Origin of the sequence: Methylobacterium sp. SD274 (assembly GCF_017355285.1) — a bacterium.
Lineage (GTDB): Bacteria > Pseudomonadota > Alphaproteobacteria > Rhizobiales > Beijerinckiaceae > Methylobacterium.
The window spans coordinates 141,057-162,414 of sequence record NZ_JADIJP010000010.1; the positions used below are offsets into that span (position 1 = coordinate 141,057).

The 21,358-nt window shown below is 66.2% G+C and carries 17 protein-coding genes; 11 read left to right on the top strand and 6 right to left on the bottom strand.

Annotation, left to right across the window (positions count from 1 at the left end):
- Nucleotides 1-98: 98 nt before the first annotated feature.
- On the top strand, nucleotides 99-950 hold the full coding sequence (locus IPV08_RS11330; protein WP_348646109.1) for an endonuclease/exonuclease/phosphatase family protein: 852 nt from the start codon (nucleotides 99-101) through the stop codon (nucleotides 948-950).
- Here the strand turns inward: IPV08_RS11330 and cls are convergent.
- Together cls and IPV08_RS11340 are read right to left on the bottom strand one after the other, a co-directional pair.
- A complete protein-coding gene (cls, locus tag IPV08_RS11335) occupies nucleotides 841-2,277 on the bottom strand; it encodes a cardiolipin synthase (protein ID WP_207411958.1) in 1,437 nt (478 codons plus the stop codon). The two genes, IPV08_RS11330 and cls, sit on opposite strands and share 110 nt — an antisense overlap.
- Before the next feature lie 68 nt (nucleotides 2,278-2,345).
- Nucleotides 2,346-4,511 carry an FUSC family protein gene (locus IPV08_RS11340; protein WP_246747905.1) on the bottom strand — a complete coding sequence of 722 codons (2,166 nt, stop codon included), beginning with the start codon at nucleotides 4,509-4,511 and terminating at the stop codon, nucleotides 2,346-2,348.
- A gap of 276 nt (nucleotides 4,512-4,787) precedes the next feature.
- On the opposite strand from IPV08_RS11340, the gene IPV08_RS11345 reads away from it, so the two are divergent.
- The 7 genes from IPV08_RS11345 (at nucleotide 4,788) to IPV08_RS11375 (ending at nucleotide 13,567) form a co-directional block, all read left to right on the top strand.
- On the top strand, nucleotides 4,788-6,401 hold the full coding sequence (locus IPV08_RS11345; protein WP_207411960.1) for an ABC transporter substrate-binding protein: 1,614 nt from the start codon (nucleotides 4,788-4,790) through the stop codon (nucleotides 6,399-6,401).
- A gap of 232 nt (nucleotides 6,402-6,633) precedes the next feature.
- Nucleotides 6,634-7,587: an ABC transporter permease gene (locus tag IPV08_RS11350; RefSeq protein WP_018043405.1), complete on the top strand. Its 954-nt coding sequence runs from the start codon at nucleotides 6,634-6,636 to the stop codon at nucleotides 7,585-7,587.
- Complete coding sequence (locus IPV08_RS11355) at nucleotides 7,587-8,516, top strand: ABC transporter permease (RefSeq protein ID WP_207411961.1); 930 nt, start codon at nucleotides 7,587-7,589, stop codon at nucleotides 8,514-8,516. Before IPV08_RS11350 ends, IPV08_RS11355 begins: the two co-directional genes overlap by 1 nt.
- Nucleotides 8,513-9,571: an ABC transporter ATP-binding protein gene (locus IPV08_RS11360; protein WP_207411962.1), complete on the top strand. Its 1,059-nt coding sequence runs from the start codon at nucleotides 8,513-8,515 to the stop codon at nucleotides 9,569-9,571. Before IPV08_RS11355 ends, IPV08_RS11360 begins: the two co-directional genes overlap by 4 nt.
- 58 nt (nucleotides 9,572-9,629) lie before the next feature.
- Complete coding sequence (locus IPV08_RS11365; protein WP_207411963.1) at nucleotides 9,630-10,652, top strand: ABC transporter ATP-binding protein; 1,023 nt, start codon at nucleotides 9,630-9,632, stop codon at nucleotides 10,650-10,652.
- Nucleotides 10,653-10,797: 145 nt separating this feature from the next.
- Entirely contained in the window at nucleotides 10,798-12,054 is a 1,257-nt protein-coding gene (locus IPV08_RS11370; protein ID WP_207411964.1) for a Zn-dependent hydrolase, read from the top strand.
- Between the two features lie 199 nt (nucleotides 12,055-12,253).
- A complete protein-coding gene (locus IPV08_RS11375) occupies nucleotides 12,254-13,567 on the top strand; it encodes a PAS domain-containing protein (RefSeq protein ID WP_246747906.1) in 1,314 nt (437 codons plus the stop codon).
- 66 nt (nucleotides 13,568-13,633) lie between these two features.
- Here the strand turns inward: IPV08_RS11375 and IPV08_RS11380 are convergent, their stop codons facing one another.
- Nucleotides 13,634-15,718 (bottom strand): hypothetical protein, encoded by a 2,085-nt coding sequence (locus tag IPV08_RS11380; RefSeq protein WP_207411965.1) that lies wholly within the window; start codon nucleotides 15,716-15,718, stop codon nucleotides 13,634-13,636.
- A gap of 338 nt (nucleotides 15,719-16,056) precedes the next feature.
- Nucleotides 16,057-17,625: a glycosyltransferase family 61 protein gene (locus IPV08_RS11385; RefSeq protein ID WP_207411966.1), complete on the bottom strand. Its 1,569-nt coding sequence runs from the start codon at nucleotides 17,623-17,625 to the stop codon at nucleotides 16,057-16,059.
- A gap of 249 nt (nucleotides 17,626-17,874) precedes the next feature.
- Between IPV08_RS11385 and IPV08_RS11390 the strand changes: the two genes are divergently transcribed.
- A complete protein-coding gene (locus IPV08_RS11390; RefSeq protein WP_207411967.1) occupies nucleotides 17,875-18,285 on the top strand; it encodes an EF-hand domain-containing protein in 411 nt (136 codons plus the stop codon).
- 581 nt (nucleotides 18,286-18,866) lie between these two features.
- Complete coding sequence (locus IPV08_RS11395; RefSeq protein WP_018043414.1) at nucleotides 18,867-19,100, top strand: GcrA family cell cycle regulator; 234 nt, start codon at nucleotides 18,867-18,869, stop codon at nucleotides 19,098-19,100.
- Between the two features lie 122 nt (nucleotides 19,101-19,222).
- Here IPV08_RS11395 and IPV08_RS11400 read toward each other — a convergent pair whose 3' ends face one another.
- Nucleotides 19,223-19,858 (bottom strand): hypothetical protein, encoded by a 636-nt coding sequence (locus IPV08_RS11400; protein ID WP_207411968.1) that lies wholly within the window; start codon nucleotides 19,856-19,858, stop codon nucleotides 19,223-19,225.
- A gap of 417 nt (nucleotides 19,859-20,275) precedes the next feature.
- Between IPV08_RS11400 and IPV08_RS11405 the strand changes: the two genes are divergently transcribed.
- Complete coding sequence (locus tag IPV08_RS11405) at nucleotides 20,276-20,815, top strand: superoxide dismutase family protein (RefSeq protein WP_056427325.1); 540 nt, start codon at nucleotides 20,276-20,278, stop codon at nucleotides 20,813-20,815.
- A 113-nt stretch (nucleotides 20,816-20,928) separates the two neighbouring features.
- Here the strand turns inward: IPV08_RS11405 and IPV08_RS11410 are convergent.
- Nucleotides 20,929-21,358 (bottom strand): transketolase C-terminal domain-containing protein (locus tag IPV08_RS11410; protein WP_281435338.1); only part of this gene is annotated, 430 nt, incomplete at its 5' end.

The following is a 21,358-nucleotide window of genomic DNA, read 5'->3' on the forward strand; positions in this document are numbered from 1 at the left end:
GGCCAGAGGTCGCCGGCACGAGACGCAGCGGGACGGGAAACGTCGGGACCACGAGGCGCGTTGAGACGCGGCGACGGGCGAGAGCGGGAGGCGGGCGGGTGCCACTGAAGAGACACGGGCTGCTCCCCTGGGGCGGCATGCTGAACGACCGCCGCTACGCCGTCTCAGAATCCGCCCGCAGCGCCGACCTGCGCGCCCTCAGCGCACCGGACCGCGGCCGTTTCCGCAAGATCGTGAGCTGGAACCTGCTTCGCCGCACGGGTGCCAAGGTCGACAGCATCGTCGAACTCGTCCTACGCGAGCAGCCCGATCTCCTGCTGATGCAGGAGGCCACGAAAGAGATCGCATCGATAAAAGAACGGCTCGGGGGCGACTATGCCTGGGCTCCGCTGCCCGGCCGTATCCATGGCCTCGCCATGTGGAGCCCGGTGGCCTGGGCCGCGCCTCCGATCGTCATCAAGCTGCCGTCCGGCGCCTTGGTCGACCGCGTCTGCCAGATTCTCGACATGGGGGATTTCGGGGTCGCCAATGTCCATCTCTCGCATGGGCAGGTGCTCAACCGGCGGCAATTGCGGCGGATCGAGCAGAGCCTTCCGGCGCGCGCGGCGGTGATCGGCGATTACAATCTCATCGGTCCGGCCCTGCTGCCGGGTTTTCGCGATGCCGGGCCGCGCATTCCCACGCATGCCATGGTGGACCTCGTGCCCCTGCGCATCGACCGCTGTCTCGTACGCGGCCTCGCCTGCCTCGGGCGTACCGTGCTGCCGCGCGGCGCTTCCGATCACCGGCCCATCGTCGTGCACCTCGCCCCGGCCCCGGCGCAGCCGACGGCGCACGATATCAGAGGTATGGCAGCATTAGTCGCACGGCTGCGTCGCGCAGCCGGACGGGAAGCGACCGCCGCGCCAACTCTTCGGACGTCAGGCGCGCCTCCATCTTCGTCCGCATGAACCGGTCGAGCCGGTCAGCGAAGGCGCGGTCATAGACCTCGACATTGAGCTCGAAGTTCAGTCGGAAGCTGCGCATGTCCCAGTTCGCACTGCCGACGAAACTCCACTCGCCATCCACCACTAGCAGCTTCGAATGGTCGAAGGGCGGCTCGTCGAGCCAGATCCGCACACCGCTCTCGAGCAGGGGCGCCACATGCGCTCGCGTCGCCCAATCGACGAAACGATGGTTGCTCGCACGAGGGATGATGACGTCGACGCGGATGCCGCGGGTCGCCGCGAGGGCGAGGGTGGTCGATAAAATCTCGCTCGGCAGGAAATAGGGGGTCACCAGCCGGATGCTGTGCTGAGCGCAGCTGATCGCCGACATCACCGCGAACTCGATCTTCTCGATATCGGCATCAGGGCCTGAGGTGACGACGCGCGCCTCGATCTCGCCCGCCGCACCCAGCGGGGGAAACCAGTGCGAACCGTCGAGTTCCTCCCCCATCACGAAGGCCCAGTCGCTGGCGAAGGCCTGGGAGAGCTGTTCGACCACCGGACCTTCGATGCGAAAGTGACTGTCGCGCACGGGGTCGGGCGGCGACGTCGCCACGAGGTTCTCGTCGGCGATGTTGATGCCGCCCGTGAAGGCGATGCGCCCATCGACGATGAGGATCTTCTTGTGGGTGCGCAGGTTCAGGAACGGCATGCGCCAGGGCAGGGCGGAATGCATGAACAGGCCGACCGGCACCCCCGCCCGGCGCAGGCGCCGCGCCATGGCGGGAAAGAAGTAGCCGCTGCCGATCCCGTCGATGAGCACCCGCACTTCGACGCCCCGTTGCCGGGCGGCCAGCATGGCCTCGAAAAAGCGGCCACCGGTGATGTCGTTGCGGAAGATGTAGCTCGACAGGGCGACGCTCCGTTGCGCGCCCTCGATCGCCGCCAGCATCGCCGGATAAGCCTCGTCGCCGTTGCGCAGGGCCTCGAACGCGTTGCCGCCGAGGAGGGGTAGCTGGGTGATCTGCCGGACGGCGCGGTCGAGGGGCCGGAGTTCGTCCGGCACGGTGGCGTCGGGAAGGGCCGGGGCGTTCGCCCGCTGCGACGGCCTTACCCGCAATTGCCGGGCGCGGCGCGAGACCCGGTTCACGCCGAAGATCGCGTAGAGGGCCGTCCCGAAGATCGGCGACAGCCAGGCGAGGCCGATCCAGCCGATGGCGGTGCCGATCTCGCGCTTGCGCAACAGGGCATGAACAGTGACGAGAAGCGCCAGAACGATGCCGAGCAGGGCCAGCACCTCGGCCCGGATCGACCCGGTCGCCTGCAGCCATCGGTGGAGGAGGTCTTCCAAGGATCACCCCAGCCTGAAAACGGGATCGCGCAACGCGGACCTCTTTAGCCCCGCGCCCGCGGAAAAACCTAGCCTCTGCCCGGCGCGGCGGCAGGCTCCGGAGGAAGCGCCTCCGCACGCGAACGCGGTGGCCGCAGGGTCTCGGCGAGCAACTCCACCTGCGTCACGAGGCGGACGAGAGAATCGGGGCGGGGCAGATCCGGATGGGAGGGCAGGGCGCTGCCCTCCTGGGCGAGACGGGCGAGGGTCTCGGTGATCCAGGCGATCCAGGCGCAGCCGACAGGCCCATCGGTGCTGGGGTCGGCGGCATAGCGCAGGGCGGACAGGCGCGCGCCGATCCGGCGCAGGGTCGCATCGGCGACCATCGCGGTCTGGACCTGCGGGTGGCGCCCGGCGCGGGGCTGCTGGAGGGCGCGGGAGAGGGCGGCTTCCAGGGTGTTGAGGGCGAGCCCGCTGGCCCGCGCCGCGGCTTCGGCGGCCCCGCTCCGTTCGGCTTCCGCCCGGTTCGAGAGCACGGTGCTCGCAAAATCGGCATGCGCCTTCACCGCCTTTCGCAGTTCCAGGCGGACCTGATCCGGCTCCCAGACCGGCCATAGCAACAGGCTGCTCACCACGGCGATGAGGCCGCCGAGCAGGGTGAAGAGCGCGCGCATGCCCGCCACTTCCCAGGAGGCATGGCCTGGCTCCATCACCTCCACGAGCAGCACCACCAGGGGCGTCAGGCAGGCGATGAAGAAGGCATAGCTCACCTGCCGGGCGGCGAAACCGATGATGCTCAAGGGGAAGATCAGGGCCGAGAGCGCCAGGGTCGTCGTGGCGAGGCTGGCGAGGAGGGCGCCGAACAGCCCGCCGAGCACCGTGCCGCCGATCCGCTCCAGCGCCCGCTGCCAGGTAGCGGCGTAGAAGGGCTGCATCGTCAGCACCACCGTGATGGTGAGCCAATGCGTGAACGGCCCCGGCCAGAGCAGGGTTAGGCCGAGGACAGGCGCGGTGACGACGCTGGCGCGGATCGCGTGCCGCAGGTTCGGCGAGGCGAGGGTAAAGTTCGCCTTCAACGGGCCGAGCAGCCGTTGGCGCAGGGGCAAGCTGGCGCTCCCCAATAATGTGCCGCCGGGGCGATACCCTTCCGGCGTCGAGAGCTTGGCCCCGATGCGGACGCGGTCGAGGATGCGCTCGGCCAGCGCCTTGAGAGCCGGGTCGGATGCGAATCCGCGCCCCGCCCGCGCGATCGAGCGCTCGATGCGCGGCAGGTCGAGGACGGTGTCGTCGCGGATCGCCCGCGCGACAACGAGGAGGAGCGGTCTCAGGCGACGTAACAGACGCCGCGTCCGGACCTGCCGATTGGGATTGCGGTCGGCTTCGATCCGGTCGGACAGGGCGATGAGGGCGGCGAAGATCTGCTCCGCGGTCTCCAGCCGGATCAGGGCCTGGGCGGTGCGGTCGGAAACCCTCTCGCGGCTGCGGGCGATGTCGACGATGAGGCTGCGGGCGAGTTCGATCGCTTCCCGCGCGCCGCGGCGATGGGCGCGCGCATGGTCGTCGAACCCGGTCGCATCGGCTTCCTCGGCCGCCGCGAGGTCTTCGAGATCGCCGCTGAGCAGAGCGAGCCTGCGCCAGACCTCGGCCACGGCCCGCTGGGTCGGGCGATAGGGGTTGAGCCGCCATAGGGCGAGGGCCAGAACCGTCGCCCACAGGCCGCCGGCCAGCACCATCGCACCGGCGATGACGGCCTCGCCGCCGGTGAGCGGACGGTCGAGGGCGAAGGCCAGGACGAGGACGAGGACGTTGCCGGCGGTCTGCTCCTGCACGCCCCAGACGCGGGCATAGGTGCAGCAGAAGATGACGAGGGTGGCGAGCGGCACGACCACGGCCGGGCCATGGGGCTGGAGCAGACCGAACAGGCTCCAGATCAGGCTGCCGAGCACCGAGAACACGGCCAGCACCATCAGGCGGGAGCGCACCGGACCGCCGATATCGGCAAAGCAGGTGAGGTTGGCCGCCAGCGCCATGATGAGGAGCGGCGACCACGCCACGAATTCGTGGAGAAGGATGACGGTGCCGAAGGCGCAGGCCGCCCGTATTCCCTCGATGATGCTGAGCCCGCGCGGGTCGAGGGCGACGGGCAGGCGGGCCAGGTTCGATCCCGGCGCGGACAGGGAGCCCCGGCCCATCAGGAAATCCGCCACGCGCCCGCGCCGGAGGCCGCCGGACCTTGGGGCACCCGTCTTGGCCATGGGTTTCGGGGAGAGAGGCAACTGGGGCGCTCCGCCGGGCGGCCTGCCCGAAGACGGGCGGTTTAGAGCCGATCGCGGCGGCGCAAAACCCTCGATGGCCGCCTCGCCACCCGGGCCGGCATCCAGCGCATGCCGACCCGGCGGGCTTTCACATGAATCGTATACATTTTTCTCCCGGTGAGCTGGAAGGAGTCCAGTCTGGCCGGTGCTTTGCATGGGGGGACCGGAGACCGGCAAACTTGCCGGACGTGGATCCTCGAGGAAAAGCACAACACGATGAGAGCCTTGGCAGAACGTCTTCGCGTTGGACTCGTGGCCGCGGCGCTGGCCAGCGGCGGCATGATGCCGGCGGCTTGGGCTCAGGGAACGCTGCGGATCGGCATGACCGCATCGGACATTCCGCTCACCACGGGTCAGGCCGACAATGGCGGCGAAGGCATGCGCTTCACCGGCTACACGGTCTACGACGCCCTCATCAATTGGGACCTGTCGAGCGCCACCAAGCCCTCGGAACTCGTCCCGGGCCTTGCCTCGTCCTGGGCGGTGGACGCCGCCGACAAGACCAAGTGGATCTTCACATTGCGGCCCGGCGTGACCTTTCACGACGGCTCGCCCTTCACCGCGGAAACGGTGGTGTGGAATCTCGACAAGCTCCTGAAGAACGACGCACCGCAATTCGACCCACGCCAATCGGCGCAAGGGCGCTCGCGCATCCCCGGCGTCGCCAGCTACCGCGTCGTCGATCCGATGACGGTGGAGATCACCACCAAGGCGCCGGACGCGACGCTGCCCTACCAGATCGCCTGGATCATGATGTCCTCGCCGGCGCAGTGGGAGAAGCTGGGCAAGAGCTGGGACGCCTTCGCCAAGACCCCGTCGGGGACCGGCCCGTGGAAGCTGACCCTGTTCGCCCCGCGCGAACGCGCTGAGATGGCACCCAACGCCGAGTATTGGGACAAGGCGCGGGTTCCCAAGCTCGACAAGCTGGTCCTGGTGCCCCTACCGGAGGCGAATGCCCGCGTGGCGGCCCTGCGCTCGGGTCAGGTCGACTGGATCGAGGCCCCGCCGCCGGACGCTGTCGCCTCGCTCAAGGGGGCGGGGTTCAGCATCGTCACCAATGCCTATCCGCATAACTGGACCTGGCACCTGTCGCGGGCCGAGGGCTCGCCGTGGAACGACATCCGCGTGCGCAAGGCCGCCAACCTCGCCGTGGACCGCGAGGGCATGAAGGAGATGCTCAACGGGCTGATGATCCCGGCCGAGGGATTCATGCCGCCGGGCTCCGCCTGGTTCGGCTCCCCGACCTTCAAGCCGACCTACGATCCCGAGGCGGCCAAGAAGCTCCTGGCCGAGGCCGGCTACGGCCCGAACAAGCCCATCGTCACCAAGATCCTGATCGCGCCCTCGGGCTCGGGCCAGATGCAACCCCTGCCGATGAACGAGCTGATCCAGCAGAACCTCGCCGATATCGGAATCAAGGTGAATTTCGAAGTCGTCGAGTGGAACGCGCTCATCAACCTGTGGCGGGCCGGCTCGAAGGCCGACGTGTCGCGCGGCGCCACGGGAATGAACTTCTCCTACTTCATCCAGGACCCTTTCACCGGCTTCATCCGCCATCTCCAATGTAATCTGGCCGCCCCCAACGGCACGAACTGGGGCCATTACTGCGACCCCGAGATGGACAAGCTGTTCGACCAGATCCGGACGACCTTCGATCCCGTCGAGCAGATCAAAGTGCTGCAGAAGGTCCACGAGAAATACGTCAACGAGGCGCTGTTCCTCATGGTCGCCCACGACACCAACCCGCGCGCCATGAGCTCGAAGGTGAAGGGCTTCGTCCAGGCCCAGAATTGGTACCAGGACTTCTCGCCCATCACCGTGGGGAAGTGATGACGAGGGCCGCCATGCACACCAACCCTCCCCCCAAGAATCTCAGGCTTGCCCGAGATTCGTCCTTGGCTGGCCAAGTCGGGCAGGCCCGACGTGGTGCGGGGGAGGGTGCCTGCGGAGCAGGCGGGAGAGGGGGCGACCTCTCCGGATACGGCGCTCCCCTCTCCCGACCCTCGCTGACGCGAGGGGCACCCTCCCCCGCAGAGAGGGGAGGGAGACGAGGGACCGCGCCATGCTGAGCTTCATCCTCCGCCGCCTCCTCACCGTCACCCCGGTGGCGCTCGGGGTCAGCATCGTCTGCTTCTCGCTGGTACATCTGGCGGACGGCGATCCCCTCAGCTCCATCCTGCCGGTGGACGCCACCCAGGAGACGATCGACGCCATGCGGATCGCCTACGGCTACGACAAGCCGCTGCCGGTCCAGTACGCCCTGTGGCTGTGGAAGGTGCTCCACGGCGATCTCGGCACGTCCATCGCCACCGGCAGGCCGGTCTTGAGCGAGGTCGGTCGCGCGGTCGTCAACAGCCTGATCCTCGCCTCCGTGGCGACCCTGATCGGCTTCACCTTCGGCTGCCTGTTCGGTTTCGTCGCCGGCTATTTCCGCGATTCCGTCCTCGACCGGGCGGCCTCCGCCATCTCGGTCTTCGGTGTGAGCGTGCCGCATTACTGGCTCGGCATGGTCCTGGTGATCGTGTTCTCGGCTCAGCTCGGCTGGCTGCCCTCCACCGGCGCCGGCCCAGACGGATCGGGCAACTGGAAGCCGGATCTCGAGCACCTGCGCTACATCATCCTGCCCGCCATCACGATGTCGGTGATCCCGATGGGCGTCATCGCCCGCACCGTCCGGGCGCTGGTGGGCGACATCCTCTCCCAGGATTTCGTCGGGGCGCTTAGGGCAAAGGGCCTCTCCGAGTTCGGCGTGTTCAAGCATGTGGTGAAGAACGCCGCTCCCACCGCTCTCGCGATCATGGGGCTGCAGCTCGGCTACCTGCTCGGCGGCTCGATCCTGATCGAGACGGTGTTCGCCTGGCCCGGCACCGGCTTCCTCCTCAACGCCGCGATCTTCCAGCGCGACCTGCCGCTGCTGCAGGGCGCCATCCTCGTCCTGGCGATGTTCTTCGTCGCCCTCAACCTCATCGTCGACGTCGTGCAGACGGCGCTCGACCCGCGCATCGAGAGGGGCTGATGGCACTCGGAACCAGTCCGGCCGTATCGGCCATCGACATCGCCGGCGGGGCGCCCCCGCTCACCTCGACGCCGGAAGCCTTCGTCGCCTCGCGCGGCTTCTGGGGCAACGTGCTGGCCAAGCTCCTGCGCGATCCCGTGGCGATGACAGCGGCCTTCGTCATCGTCGCCATCGTCGCCATCGCGTTGCTGTCACCCTGGATCACGCCCATGGATCCGTATCGCGGCTCGATGGTGCGGCGGCTGAAACCCGTCGGCGACGCCACATACATTCTCGGCTCGGACGAGCTCGGGCGCGACATGCTGAGCCGCCTGATGCTGGGTGGGCGCCTCTCTCTGTTCATCGGCGTCACGCCGGTGATCCTCGCCTTCCTCCTCGGTTCCAGCATCGGCATCCTCGCCGGCTATGTCGGCGGCTGGCTCAATACCGTGCTCATGCGCACCGTCGACGTGTTCTTCGCCTTCCCCTCGGTGCTTCTGGCCATCGCGCTCTCGGGTGCGTTGGGAGCGGGCGTGTTCAATTCCATCGTCTCGCTGACCTGCGTGTTCACACCCCAGATCGCCCGCGTGGCCGAGAGCGTGACGACGCAGATCCGCTCACGCGATTACGTCGATGCCGCCCGCCTGTCCGGCGCCTCGACTCTGACGATCCTGCGCGCGCAGGTGCTCGGCAACGTACTCGGACCGATATTCGTCTACTCCACCAGCCTCATCAGCGTATCGATGATCCTGGCCTCGGGCCTCTCCTTCCTCGGCCTCGGCGTGAAGCCGCCGGAGCCCGAATGGGGCCTGATGCTCAACACCCTGCGCACGGCGATCTACGTGAACCCAATGGTCGCGGCGCTGCCCGGCCTCGCGATCTTCATCGTCTCGATCTCGTTCAACCTGTTCTCGGACGGCCTGCGTTCGGCAATGGAAGTGAAGTCATGAGCACGCCCATCGCATCGAGCCGGCTCTCCTCCCGCGACCGGGGCGGCCCGGGCCAGCCGCTCCTCACCGTCGAGGGACTGGTGAAGCATTTCCCGGTCAAGAAGGGGATCGGCGGCAAGAAGGCCGTCGTGCGCGCCGTGGACGGCGTCGATTTCGATATCAAGAAGGGCGAGACCCTGGGGGTCGTCGGCGAATCCGGCTGCGGCAAGTCCAGCACCGCCCGCCTCATCATGGGCCTGACCCAGCACGACAAGGGCGAGATGCTGTTCGATGGCGAGCGTATCGGCAGCCGGGCCCTGCCCCTGCGCGAGTTCCGCGCCCAGGCCCAGATGGTGTTCCAGGACAGCTACTCCTCGCTCAACCCGCGCATGACCATTGAGGGGTCCATCGCCTTCGGGCCACGGGTCCACGGCGTGCCCAAGCGCCAGGCCATCGAGCGGGCGCGCAGCCTGCTCGCCCGCGTCGGCCTGGAGCCGGCGCGTTTCGCCGCCCGCTATCCGCACGAGCTCTCCGGCGGCCAGCGCCAGCGCGTGAACATCGCCCGCGCCCTGGCACTGGAGCCGCGATTGGTGGTCCTCGACGAGGCGGTCTCGGCCCTCGACAAGTCGGTGGAGGCGCAGGTTCTGAACCTGCTGATGGACCTCAAGCAGGAATTCGACCTCACCTACCTGTTCATCAGCCACGACCTCAACGTCGTCCGCTTCATCTGCGACCGGGTGGCGGTGATGTATCTCGGACAGGTGGTGGAGATCGGCCCGGCCGATACCGTGCTGGCCGACCCCGCCCATCCCTATACCAAGGCGCTCCTGTCCTCGATGCCCTCGATGGACCCCGACAACCGCACCACCGTGGCGCCGCTGGCCGGAGACCCGCCCAATCCCATCGACCCGCCGCCGGGATGCCGCTTCAACCCGCGCTGCAGTCTCGTGGAGAATGTCTGCCGGAGCCATGTTCCGCCCCTCGCCCCGGTCGACCCCGTCCACCGCGTCGCCTGCCTCGCCCGCCAGCCGGGATCCGGCCATTCGGCGGCGCCCGCCCTGTCGGTGGCCGCATGAGCACGGTCCTTCGCCACCAAGGCACGCCCCGATTCGCGCCGAACCCGAGATGCGACCGATGACCCGAGCGGTTGGCAAGGAACCCGCCGTCGAAATCCAGGGCCTGAAGGTCACCTTCGGCGGCAAGGTCCGCGCGGTCGATGGGGTCGATCTCACCCTCGGCCGAGGCCAGGCCATCGCCCTCATCGGCGAGTCGGGATCGGGCAAGAGCGTGACCCTGCGCGCGATCATGCGCCTCAACCCCGAGCGCAAGACGGCGATCGAAGGCCGCATCCTCGTCGCCGGCCGCGACGTGATGGCCATGGGCAAGCGCGACCTGACGGCATTGCGCGGCCGCGAAGTCGCGATGATCTTCCAAGAGCCGCTGCTGGCCCTCGATCCGGTCTATACGGTGGGCCGCCAGATCATGGAGGCGATCCGCCAGCACGAGGGAATCGGCGCGTCCGAAGCACGGGCTCGCGCGCTTCAACAGTTCGAACGGGTGCGCATCCCGAGCCCGGAGCGGCGACTCGACGCCTATCCGCACGAGATGTCGGGGGGCATGCGCCAGCGCGCGATGATCGCTCTTGCCCTCGCCTGCAACCCGCAGGTCCTCCTCGCCGACGAACCGACCACGGCCCTCGACGCCACGGTGCAGATCCAGATCCTGCTTCTCCTGCGCGACCTGCAGGCGGAACTCGGGCTCGCTACTCTCTTCGTCACCCATGATCTCGGTGCCGCCGTCGAGGTCGCCGACCGGATCGCGGTCATGTATGCCGGCCGCATCGTGGAGGAGGGCTCGGCCCGGCAGGTGGTGCTGAACCCGCATCATCCCTACACGATCGGCCTGCTACGCAGTCGCGCCGACGGGGCGCTCGCCAAGGGCTCGCGGCTCCAGACCATCCCGGGAAGCCCGCCCGACCTCGCCAACCGCCAGCCGGGCTGCCCCTTCGCACCGCGCTGCTTCCTTGCAGAGGAACGCTGCCGCGTGGGCGACCCACCGGTGGTCGAGGCCGGACCGGGGCATCGCGCCGCCTGCTGGAAGAGCGACGAGGCGGCGCACGGCTTCCAGGCTCAACAGGCGGAGTTGGCGGACGCGTAGCCCCCTCCCACGACCTCGCCCTGAAGTGCCGAAGCGAAGCACGGACGTTTTTCGAGGCCCCTTCGCGCGGCACCTTGGACTGAGGTTGAAGGTTGAAGAACCGCCCCCATTCCGCAGCGACTGAACCGAGACAACGGATAGGCATATGAGCACGACCCACAATCTCCGCGTCGACGGCGCGCGCCTGTGGTCCACGATCATGGAGACCGCCCGGTTCGGCGCCACCCCCGCCGGCGGAATCAACCGGCTGACCCTATCGCAGGAGGATGGCCAGGTCCGGGACTGGTTCCGGGATGCCTGCGAGGCGGCGGGCCTCGAAGTGGGTGTCGACGCGCTGGGTACGCAATTCGCCCTGCGGCGCGGACGCGACATGACGCGCCTGCCCGTCGCCTGCGGCTCGCATCTCGACACACAGCCCACGGGGGGCAAGTTCGACGGCATCCTCGGCACCCTGGCAGGCTTGGAGGTCATGCGCGCCCTCAACGATGCCGGCATCGAGACCGAGGCGCCCCTGCTCCTGGTCAACTGGACCAACGAGGAGGGCTCGCGCTACGCGCCCGCCATGATGGCGTCCGCCGCCTATGCGGGCGAGTTCACGGTGGAGGACATCCATTCCCGTCGCGATGCCGCCGGCATCGAGGTGAGGCAGGCGCTGGAGGCCATCGGCTATCGCGGAGACGAGCCGGTGGGCGAGCGCAGGATTGGCGCTTTCGTAGAACTGCATATCGAGCAGGGTCCGATCCTGGAGGCCGAGGAGACCACCATCGGCGTCGTCGAGGGCGGGCAGGGGATCGCCTGGTTCGACGGCGTGGTGACGGGTTTCGAGAGCCATGCCGGCACGACGCCGATGCTGCGCCGGCGCGACGCCCTCAACGGCTTCGCCGAGATCGCACTGGCCGTCGAGCGGATCGCCCATGCCCACGGTCCCACGGCGGTGGCGACGATCGGCGAGGCGGCGATCGGCGCGCCATCGCGCAACGTCATCCCCGGCCGCATCCGCTTCACCCTCGATGTGCGCGACCCGAAAGCCGAAACCCTCGACGCGGTCGAAAGCGAATTGCGAACGGAACTCGACGCCATCGCCGGTCGGCGCAAGCTCACCATCGAGCTGACCCGGATCTGGCGCAAGGAGCCGGTGCCGTTCGATGCTAGAGTGGTGGGCGCCGTCGAGGCGGCGACCAAGGGATTGGGCTTCAGCCATCGCCGCATGGTCTCGGGCGCCGGCCACGATGCCTGCAACATCGCCGCACTTGCTCCAACCGCCATGATCTTCGTGCCCTGCCGCGACGGGATCAGCCACAACGAAGCGGAATCGGCGACCCAGGGCGATTGCACCGCTGGCGCCGATGTTCTGCTCCAGACTCTTCTCACCCTGGCCAATTCACCGGTTCGGGCTGGCTGAATCGGATTCGTCCGGGCTGGTCGGCGAGGTTCGGCCGCGACGCCACACATGTCCGCTGGAACGCACGCTCCGGCCTATCCGGCGTCGAGCTCAGTGAATCGACCATCTCCCTCTCTCGCAGCGACAGGCATGCAATATGATGCTTTGCGCTGCCGAGGTGCGGGGCGGGGCCGGTTGTGGCCTCGCATACAGCCCCTTCATGGCGCAGCCGGAAGACCGCGGCGAAGTGAGGGAGATGCATGACAGAGACAATCTATGTGAATGCGACGAGTCCCCACAAAAGCAACTACAGGAAAATCCCTTTATCCCCTCTTCATTGGGTTGTGTTGCGCGCAAAAAACACGCAACGACATATTCTCCAAGCATATCCTGGAACAAATTCATTCCTGTAAGGCGGCATATTGGCCGAGGAGAAAGTAGCATGTCGCCACGGTCGCCGATGGATCCATCCGGACGGTCGGATGGCGCATCGCGCCGTGTCCCGTCTCGCCGCCTGCTGAAGCTCATGGACAACGCCACGGATATCGCTTTCTGGTCGGCCGATCTCGAAGAACTCGGCATTCATGGTTCGATCGGGCTTCACCGCGTTCTCGGCCTGCCCCCCTCCGTCGCCCTGAGCTTCGGCGTCGTCGAGGCCATGATGCATCCCGATGACCGGGCCGCGCATACGGACATGCTGACCGTTCTCCGCAATGGCCGGCCTCTCAAGCGCGAGTTCCGCATCATCCGGCCGGACCAGACACTGCGTTGGATTGCCAGCCATGCGGAGGTTGTGCATGGCCCCGGCAATCGCCCGAGCCAAGCCATCGGCGTCGTCGAGGATGTGACCGACCAGTACGACGCGAAACATTCCGCCGAACAAGGATACGATCGCTTCAAGGCCCTGCTCTCGGCTACCGCCGCCGTGGTCTGGATCGTCAGCCCCGACGGCAAGTCGATCGACATGCCGCTATGGGAAGAGCTCACCGGACAGCGACACGAGCAGTTCCAGGGGCTTGGCTGGCTCGACGTGCTTCATTCCAACGACAGGGAGCGCACGAACTTCGCCTGGCGCACGGCCCTCAGCCACGACACGGCCTATAACACCGACTATCGGATCCTTTGTGTCGACGGGATCTATCGCTGGTTCAACGCCCGTGGCGTGCCGATCATGAACCGAGACGGCTCAGTGAAGGAATGGGTCGGCGTGTGCCTGAGCGTCCCAGGACAGAGCCGATTCCAGGCAGCTTCGTCGACAACGGAAGTACGCGGCCCCGCAAGCGATATCGGTCGCAGCGGCGGGGAGATCACGTCCGCACAGGTTCGGGCCGCCCGCGGGATGACCGGCCTGTCGAAGGACGAGCTGGCGCGACGCGCGAGCGTCTCAGTCTCGACCATCGTGCGGATCGAAGATCCCGACGCCACGATCCGCCCGCGACGTGATACGATTCAGGCGGTGCGTCAGGTACTCGAACAGGCCGGCGTCGTCTTCACCTTCGATCCAGGGCACAAACCCGGCGTGCGAGAGGCGTAAGGCTGGACCTCGTCGAGTCTGATCGGTGTATCAGGTTCACCGATATGGGATCGAGATCGCCTTCACTCATGCGCTCGCGTCGCTGGAGGCGGGCTGCCTGAATCGTTGCTTCAGCCGCTTGCCGAGTTCCCCCCTGCGCGCATTCGAGGCGAGACGGATCGCGCGATCGAGCTCGGCAGGGGAGACCTCGTTGATCTGATCCGCCAATGCCATCATGCGCTCGTCATCGGCAAAGGCGAGTTCGCAGCGATAGAGCAGCATCAGCACGCGTCCGTTCCGTGGGTCGATATGAAGCGCCCGTGACAGGACCTGAGATGCCTCGCTGGCGGCACCGTAGCGGAACAGCCGATCACCGGCTTCCATCATCAGGCCGAGATCCCCACCCGACACATGAGCGACGGCACGCCACGCCGCCAGGATGGATTCCTCGTCCCCCGTCGATTCGAGCGCCTTGGCAGCCAGCCGTCGAACCCTGCCCTGATTGTTCGTCATCAGCACGGAGATGTAAGAGCTGAGCCGATCCTCGTTCTTCTCTTCCTCGGCGAGACGGCCGAGAGTCTTCCAAGGCTCCTCCAACTCCGCATCCGTCTGGCACGCGCGTAGGATCAGGTCGCCACCGCGCTCGCGGTCCCCCTTGATGAGGGCGATTTCGCCGAAGAGCCATATGCCTGTGGCGCTGTCCGCGTCCCGCCGGAACTCAGCCTCGGCGATCTCGGCCATGGCAGCGACATCCTGTAGTTTCATGGCGCGCCGGATCCGCACCGGAAGCGCTTCCTCGACCTGCGCTTCCAGTAGGGCAGGCGCGCCATTCTCGTCGATCAGCTTCGCCTCCAAACGGCGCGCCCGCTGGGCGAGGCGGATCGCCCGTTCGATCTCTTCCGGGCAGACCGTCATCATGAGAACCACCAGATCGGCCAAACGCTCGTTGTCGGAGAAGAGCAGTTCGCTGCGGTAGAGCATCACCAAGATGCGTCCATTGGTCGGATCAGCCGCAAAGGCTGCCTCGAAGATCCGTGCCGCATCCTCCCCCGCTCCCGCGCGGAGTAGGCGGTCTCCGGCCTCGATCTGGATGTTCACATCACCCTGAGCTGCCACCGCGACCTGACGCCATGCTTCGACGGCCGCTTCGTCGGTGCCGGTCTGCTCGATGATTTTAGCGGCTATCCGCTTGATCCGGCCTTTACCGTTGGTCATCAGCACGCTGGCCAGGAGCTTGAGCCGCTCCTCGTCCTGTTCGTCTTCGGCGATTCGCGCCAACGCCTTCCACGGCTCCTCGAAAGAGGGGTTGGCCTGACAGGCACGTAGGATCAAGTCGATGCCACGTCGACGCTCTCCGCGCGACAGGGCGAGTTCCCCATACAGCCAGATCGCCGTTGTACTGTCCGGATCACCCTCCATCTCGGACGCGGCGATGGAAGCCACCATCGGCCAATCCTCAAGCTTCAGAGCGCGACGGATCCGTGCCAGCAAAGTCTCTGCGGCATCGCCGTCGGGCTTATTGAGGTCGACTAGCCTCATGTATTCGTGGATGGCCCGCTGAGCGTTAGAGTAGAGGACGATCTTGTCGCTCTGCACTACGCCGACGATGTCGCAAAATTCTCGCACCAGCTTGACGTTCGACGAGATGACGATGAAGCCGCTCGCGGCCGAGCGCTGCTTAACAACGCTGGCGAAACGGTCGGTGAACTCGGCCGTCTGCGGAATAATGTCCCCGTCGACGAAATACGTCTCGTAGGGCAGCCCATAAGACAGGGCATACCGGAAGGAGAGGGCGATGTCGGGAGGCACCTGCTTGTAGGGCACGTCCATGAAAGCGTCGATATTGGCCACGAACGCGACGAACTTGATAAGGCTCGTCGGCTCGATCCGGTGCATCTTGGCGGCGAATACGCAGTTCCGCCTCAACGTGTGTTGCACCACGATTCCTGCCATCCGGCCCACGGGGCTCGAAATCTCCGCCTCGCGTCGGACTTTGCCGATGGCGGGCGCCCGCACCCCCATGATGAGGTCGCTGAAAGCACGGCGCTCGATCTTTGAAGCGCAGAGAATCCCGACACGACGGTTCGTTGGGATGACCCCGGTGAGGCCGCACAGAACCGCGTGCGACCGCGACTGAAGCGACCTGACCCAGACGTTCTCCAAGATCAGCATGAAACATCTCGTACGGAGAGCGATAGGCACCGTTTCACCGCACGTGTCGCCGGTCGCGCGCTCAATCCCGATCTCCCAACCCGAAATCTAAAACCGCGTCACGCGAGGAAGCAACATCCTGCCTTCATCCAGCATGCGTCGACAGAGACCGAGCCGAATTTCCCGGCCTGACCTTCCTTGGCGAACCAAACCCCAATCCCGGCCCTGACGTCGATCCGGCGTGTTTGTCACGATCGACGGTCCTGCTGCAACGACATGGCCGGAATGAGGTCCATCGATTGTCGGCTCATGTCCAACAATCACGTGATCCGCTCGTTTTCCCGTCGCTATCGGCCCTGTCATATCACCCGGGAACGGTCGCCGACGGGATGCGCCAGGGCCGAGATACCCGTATCGATCATCCCTCCATCGAGAAAATCGAGAAAGGCCGGCGTATCCACGGTCCAGCTGTCCATGGCGCCGAGATGCGGCTCCAACCAGCCTCGATAGCGGTGTCCCATCACGAGGCTAAGCCGGGCGAAGTTCAGACGCAGGAAGTAGGTGCCGTCCTGCACCGGCACCATCTCTGTAATCTGCGCTCCCGGTTGCGCGAAGAGGATATGCGCCAAGCCCGCACCATGGGGAGCGACGATCCGCGTCGCCGACGATACGGTGAAAACCTGCTGCCACAGCGGCATGGTTCCGAGGGTGATGCCCGCGTATCCTCGCTTCGCGATCTGCGCCTCGAGTTCGGCCTCGTTCCTCATGACGCGCCGGCCCGAGTCGCGGCGAGAGATGTAGATCGCGTCGCAAGCACTCACCATCTCCCGAGCGGCGATGGCCCTGGCGGCCTGCTTCACCCGTTCGATGACCGGCGCCACCTGGTCCCAATAGGTGAAGCCCTGCATGCCGCTGCGGGCGATCAGCAATCGCTCCACGAAGACCGCTTCCCCCACACCGACCACCGCGTGGGAGAGGCCGGCCAATTGCAGCGTCTCCCTCTCGAAGGAAGGGGCCTGGTCGCTGAGGAGGATTGCCGCCTCCGGCGCCCCGTCCTCGAGCATCCAGGAGAAGAGCGGAAGGCGGTCCACCAGCCAATGATAGATGCCGCGTGTGGCCTTGATGGCGAAGAAACCCGTCGTGATACGGGGGGCGTCCTCGCGCGACAGGTTGGGGATGGGAGCCCCCTTCGAGACGATGACGCTGCCGTCCTCCTTCCAGATCTGGCCGTTCCGGTCCACGAACACATCCCAGTGTTCGATGATCTCGGGCGGCTTCGCCCGGGCGGTCTTTTGTCGGAAACTCTCGATATCCGCCGCAATCCGCACCGCGTGTCGCGGCGGGGTGCGCTCGCTCGACACGATCTCGACGGTGCCCTGAACCTGTCGCCCGGACCCGGAGAACGGAAAACGAATCGCTGTCGACATCGCCATTGCGGCGCTGGCCGTGGCACCGGGAGCAGGGGGGCTGGCCTTCGCCATGGCCGCCTTGATCTCGGACCGCAGGGCCGGATCCTTGGTATGGGGGAGAAACGATTTCGCCTGCTGCGCAAATCGCGGCTCGGCCATCACCGATGAGTCGGCCAGGAAGACCGCCCAGGCGGACGACGCCTCGCCAACCAGCAGGAACCTCTGGCTCACCGCATAACGGTCTCGCTTCGGCCATTCCGCACGAAGGGACTCCTGCTCGGCCCAACGGAGCGCCTCCACGTCCCGCATCTCGCCAGCGGCGCGAATGAACATGCCCATCATCGAGGGGCTGTTCTTGAGCCGGTTCGCCTTACGCGCCCGCGTCAGGATCGTCGTCCAATCGCCGCGTTCGAAAGCCGCCTCGAAATCCCGGTACTTGAACCCGCGTCCTCCGAGGACGGTCCAACGCCAGACGCGTCTCAGCAGATGACGACCGCTTTCCATGACGGGCCGAAACATAGCGATCGATCACATCCTTTGTCGTTGAACTACGGCACCGCATCTTCAGGTTGAAGAAGGAAAAGACCGGGGTCTCGCGGGAGGGGATCGCCGGACAGACGCTCCCATGTCAATCCAGTTCGTCCAAAGCGACGGATCGGCCATCCACAGCTGGCCTACAAACGAGCTGCTGCCCTGCAACAGGACACCTTCGCATCTGCGAAGGCGTGTGATAGTGCCACTATGCTGATTAACTTAGGAGCTTTACGCATGATTGCACGTTCCAAATTTCCTATTTTCCTTGCCATCGCCGCCCTGGCCGTCCCCGTCGCTCTCGCCACTCCGGCCTCCGCCAAGGGCAACAAGATCATCTCGATGATCGACACCGACAATGACGACACGATCGACCTGAAGGAGGTCCAGGCTGTCGCAAGTGCCAAGTTCGACGCCCTCGAAGGCGATAAGGACGGCACCCTCGACGCCAAGGAACTGAAGGGCCGCGGCGGCAAGAAGGTGATCGCCGAAGCCGATCCGGACAATGACGGCACCCTCGACAAGAAAGAATATCTCGCCCTCGTCGAGTCCCGCTTCAAGGCGGCCGATCCGGACAACGACGGCACCCTCGATGCCGCCGAACTGAAGACCCCGGCCGGCAAGGCCTTGGTCAAGCTGCTCAAGTAAGCAGGCGGCTCACCCTCGCGACGAGCCGCTAGCCAAGTCTTACGGCGTCGATAGAACGACCAGACCCTATGCACCGGCTCGAACCGGCGCATGGGGTTTTTGTCTTGCCGTTCCGGAACCGCAGACAGCTTGGGACATCTGCCGCCGGAACGATCCCGTCAGGCCATCGACCCGGTACCACGAAGCGACTCGAACGGGTCGGGCACCTATGCCACCGGCGAATCACTCGGCGTCTTCGAGCCTATCGCGGCCGACTCACGTTGCCGGAATCTCCCGAATCGAAAGAGACAGGGTGCGAAAAAAGCCCGACCTTCGTCCGCTGAACGCGCAGAAATGCACGAATTCCTGTGCGCTGCAGCACCTTGGTGCACAGAGACTTGTTTAAGGGCGAAAGATCCCTAGATACAACGACATCATGACAGCGTCGTATCGTGACTTTCCAGAAGTCACGGGGCGGATCGGAAGGAACTGGAGCACGAATCGTGTTCCGGAACCGAAGAAACGTTCGCGCGGCGGATTTCAATCCGGTCCCATCGGGCGTGCGCCCGCCAGAGACGCAGAACCCTGCGAGTACGTTTTACATGAATCAGCTCGTTCGCCTGTCACAGATCGGCGATGCAGACGCCATTGCCGAGCCATCGGCTGAACTGCGTGTCCCCTTCGCGCAGTCGGGCGCCTTCGTGTGTAAGTTCATCATCGGCGAGCCTAACGATCGCGCGGTGTGCTGTGGAGCGCCTGCGCCGGATGGCAAAAGCTGGTGTGCCTTCCACCGTCGCATCGTGTTCGAGCCGGCCCGCCCCGGGCGGCTTCGCTAACGCGCCACTCATTCCGCGTAGATCTCAGGCCTCGCTGGCATTCCCGGCGGGGCTTTTTGCGTGAGCGTCACCGGACGCGCCCATACGCAGCGAAAGTCTCAGCGACCTAGTTTGGTCAGGGATCAATCCTCGGGATCGTCCTGATCCTCTGGCTCGCGGAGGGTCTCCAGGGGCCGTCCGTGAAGAGTACGAAGATCGCTGCCACGGACGACGAGATATCCCGCTTCCCGTGCCTGGCGCAGACGGGCCGCCCGGTAATCCGTCACTCCGTCCTCCCTACGGTGATAGATAGGAGCCTCGTCCGGGACATAGCCGTAGCGATAGGCTGGCGCCTCCTCCCGTGACGGCTGAAAGGCCCGGACGGTCCAGGCACGGTCTGCTGTGGATCGGTGGGTGGGAGCCCGGACGGCCGTGCGTCGGATCGGCTGGCGGTCGGCGGGAGCGATGCGGCGCGCGACCTTGGGTGCGGATGCCTTCCTGCTCACTTGCCGATGAGCCACCGCGTCGCGACGGCTACCAGCAGCCTGTCTCGCGCGAGTCGGCGCGTTTCCCTTACGAACCTCCTGCGGCTTACCCTCCTCGCGGGCGGCGACAGGCGAGGGAGTGGCCTTACGATCGGGCGGGTCGGTCCATGCTCGCCCGGTGGGAGGGGGCGACGCATCCTGAGCGAGAACGGGATCGACCGGGGACATGGCCCAGATCGCCAGCAGGCCGAGCGCTGCAACGATCGTCGAAACCCGATGAATCCGCACTGGCATCGACGTTCTCCAGGCTGGTGCCGAGAGATCGGACGCATATCGGCGATCCACCTCTGCACGCGCCGCCCGGCAATCGGAGGCGGACAGCGGCGAGAGCTTAACGAAAGCTTACGATGCCGTCCACGATGCTATGTTAACCGACCGCCGATGGGGAGATCGACCTATGCAGGGCGGCGCGGCGGCGTCACTGCGCCCGACCTGTCGCGCGGCCATGGTCGGCCCTACGCTGTGCAAACGGAGCATGGCCGCCCGCACCATGCCCACCGCGACCGGTTGCCGTCCGGGGTCAGCCGACACACATGGCTAACGACTCGAAAGCGAAGGCGTCGCCGCTTCAGCGATCGTCCTCGGCTACGGTCGGCCGGGATTTTCCCTGTATCGCTCCACAATCACCCCGGCGTGGAGAGGAGAAACGCCATGAGACGATTCCTGTCGGTCCTCGCCCTGCTGGGCAGCGTCGCGCCAGTCCTCGCACAGGCCCCGGCCCCCGCCACGCAGAATGCCGCGCCGCAGACCTATGAGAGCAAGGTCGTCAACGGGAAGGGTGAACCGATCGGTACGGCCACGATCCGCGACGGAGCGAGCGCGCTGGTGCTACGCTTGGCGATCCAGCCCGGCGGGCTGCCTCCCGGCTGGCACGGCATCCACTTCCACGCCGTGGCGGATTGCTCGGACATGGAGAAATTCGAGAAGTCGAAGGCCCATGTGAACCACGACCAGAGCAAGCACGGCCTGCTCAATCCGGAAGGACCGGATGAGGGTGACCTGCCGAACGTCTATGCCAATGCCGATGGCTCGGTGAATGCCGAGGTCTCGAGCGAGACGCCACTCACGGGCGAAGGCGGCCTCAAGGATGCCGACGGCTCGGCGTTGATCATCCACGCCAATGAGGACGACCATACAAGCCAGCCCATCGGTGGCGCCGGCGCCCGCATCGCCTGTTCGGTGATCAAGTAACCCGTCATCGCATCCCCGGCCCGAAGCCGGGAGGGGATGCGAGCGCAGAGGGCGACATCACTATTGCCGCGACAGCGGGGCCGTGATGTCCGCCCCGGTTCGGTAATGGTCGGTCAGCGTTGGGCCTTGCCGATGCTGACGAGCTTGGCGCCTGCCCGTGCCTTCTGTTCGGGCAGGGTAGCCTGAACGGTGCGGACGATGCTGTCGGCGTCGAGGCCGGCCTCGGCATACATGGTGTCGGGGCTGTTGTGGTCCTGGTAGGTGTCCGGCAGCGTCAGCGTCCGCACCCGTACCCGGCCCGCATCGAGCGCGCCCTTCTCCGACAGGAGATGCAGCACCATAGCCCCGAAACCGCCGACCGAGCCCTCTTCCAGGGTGATCAGAACCTCGTGGCTCGCCGCCAGATCGAGGATCATCGCCTCGTCGAGCGGCTTGGCGAAGCGCGCGTCCGCCACCGTCACGGCGATCCCCGCCGTCTCGAGCAAGTCCGCCGCCTTCAAGGCTTCGCCCAGACGCGTGCCCAGGCTCAGCAGCGCCACCCGT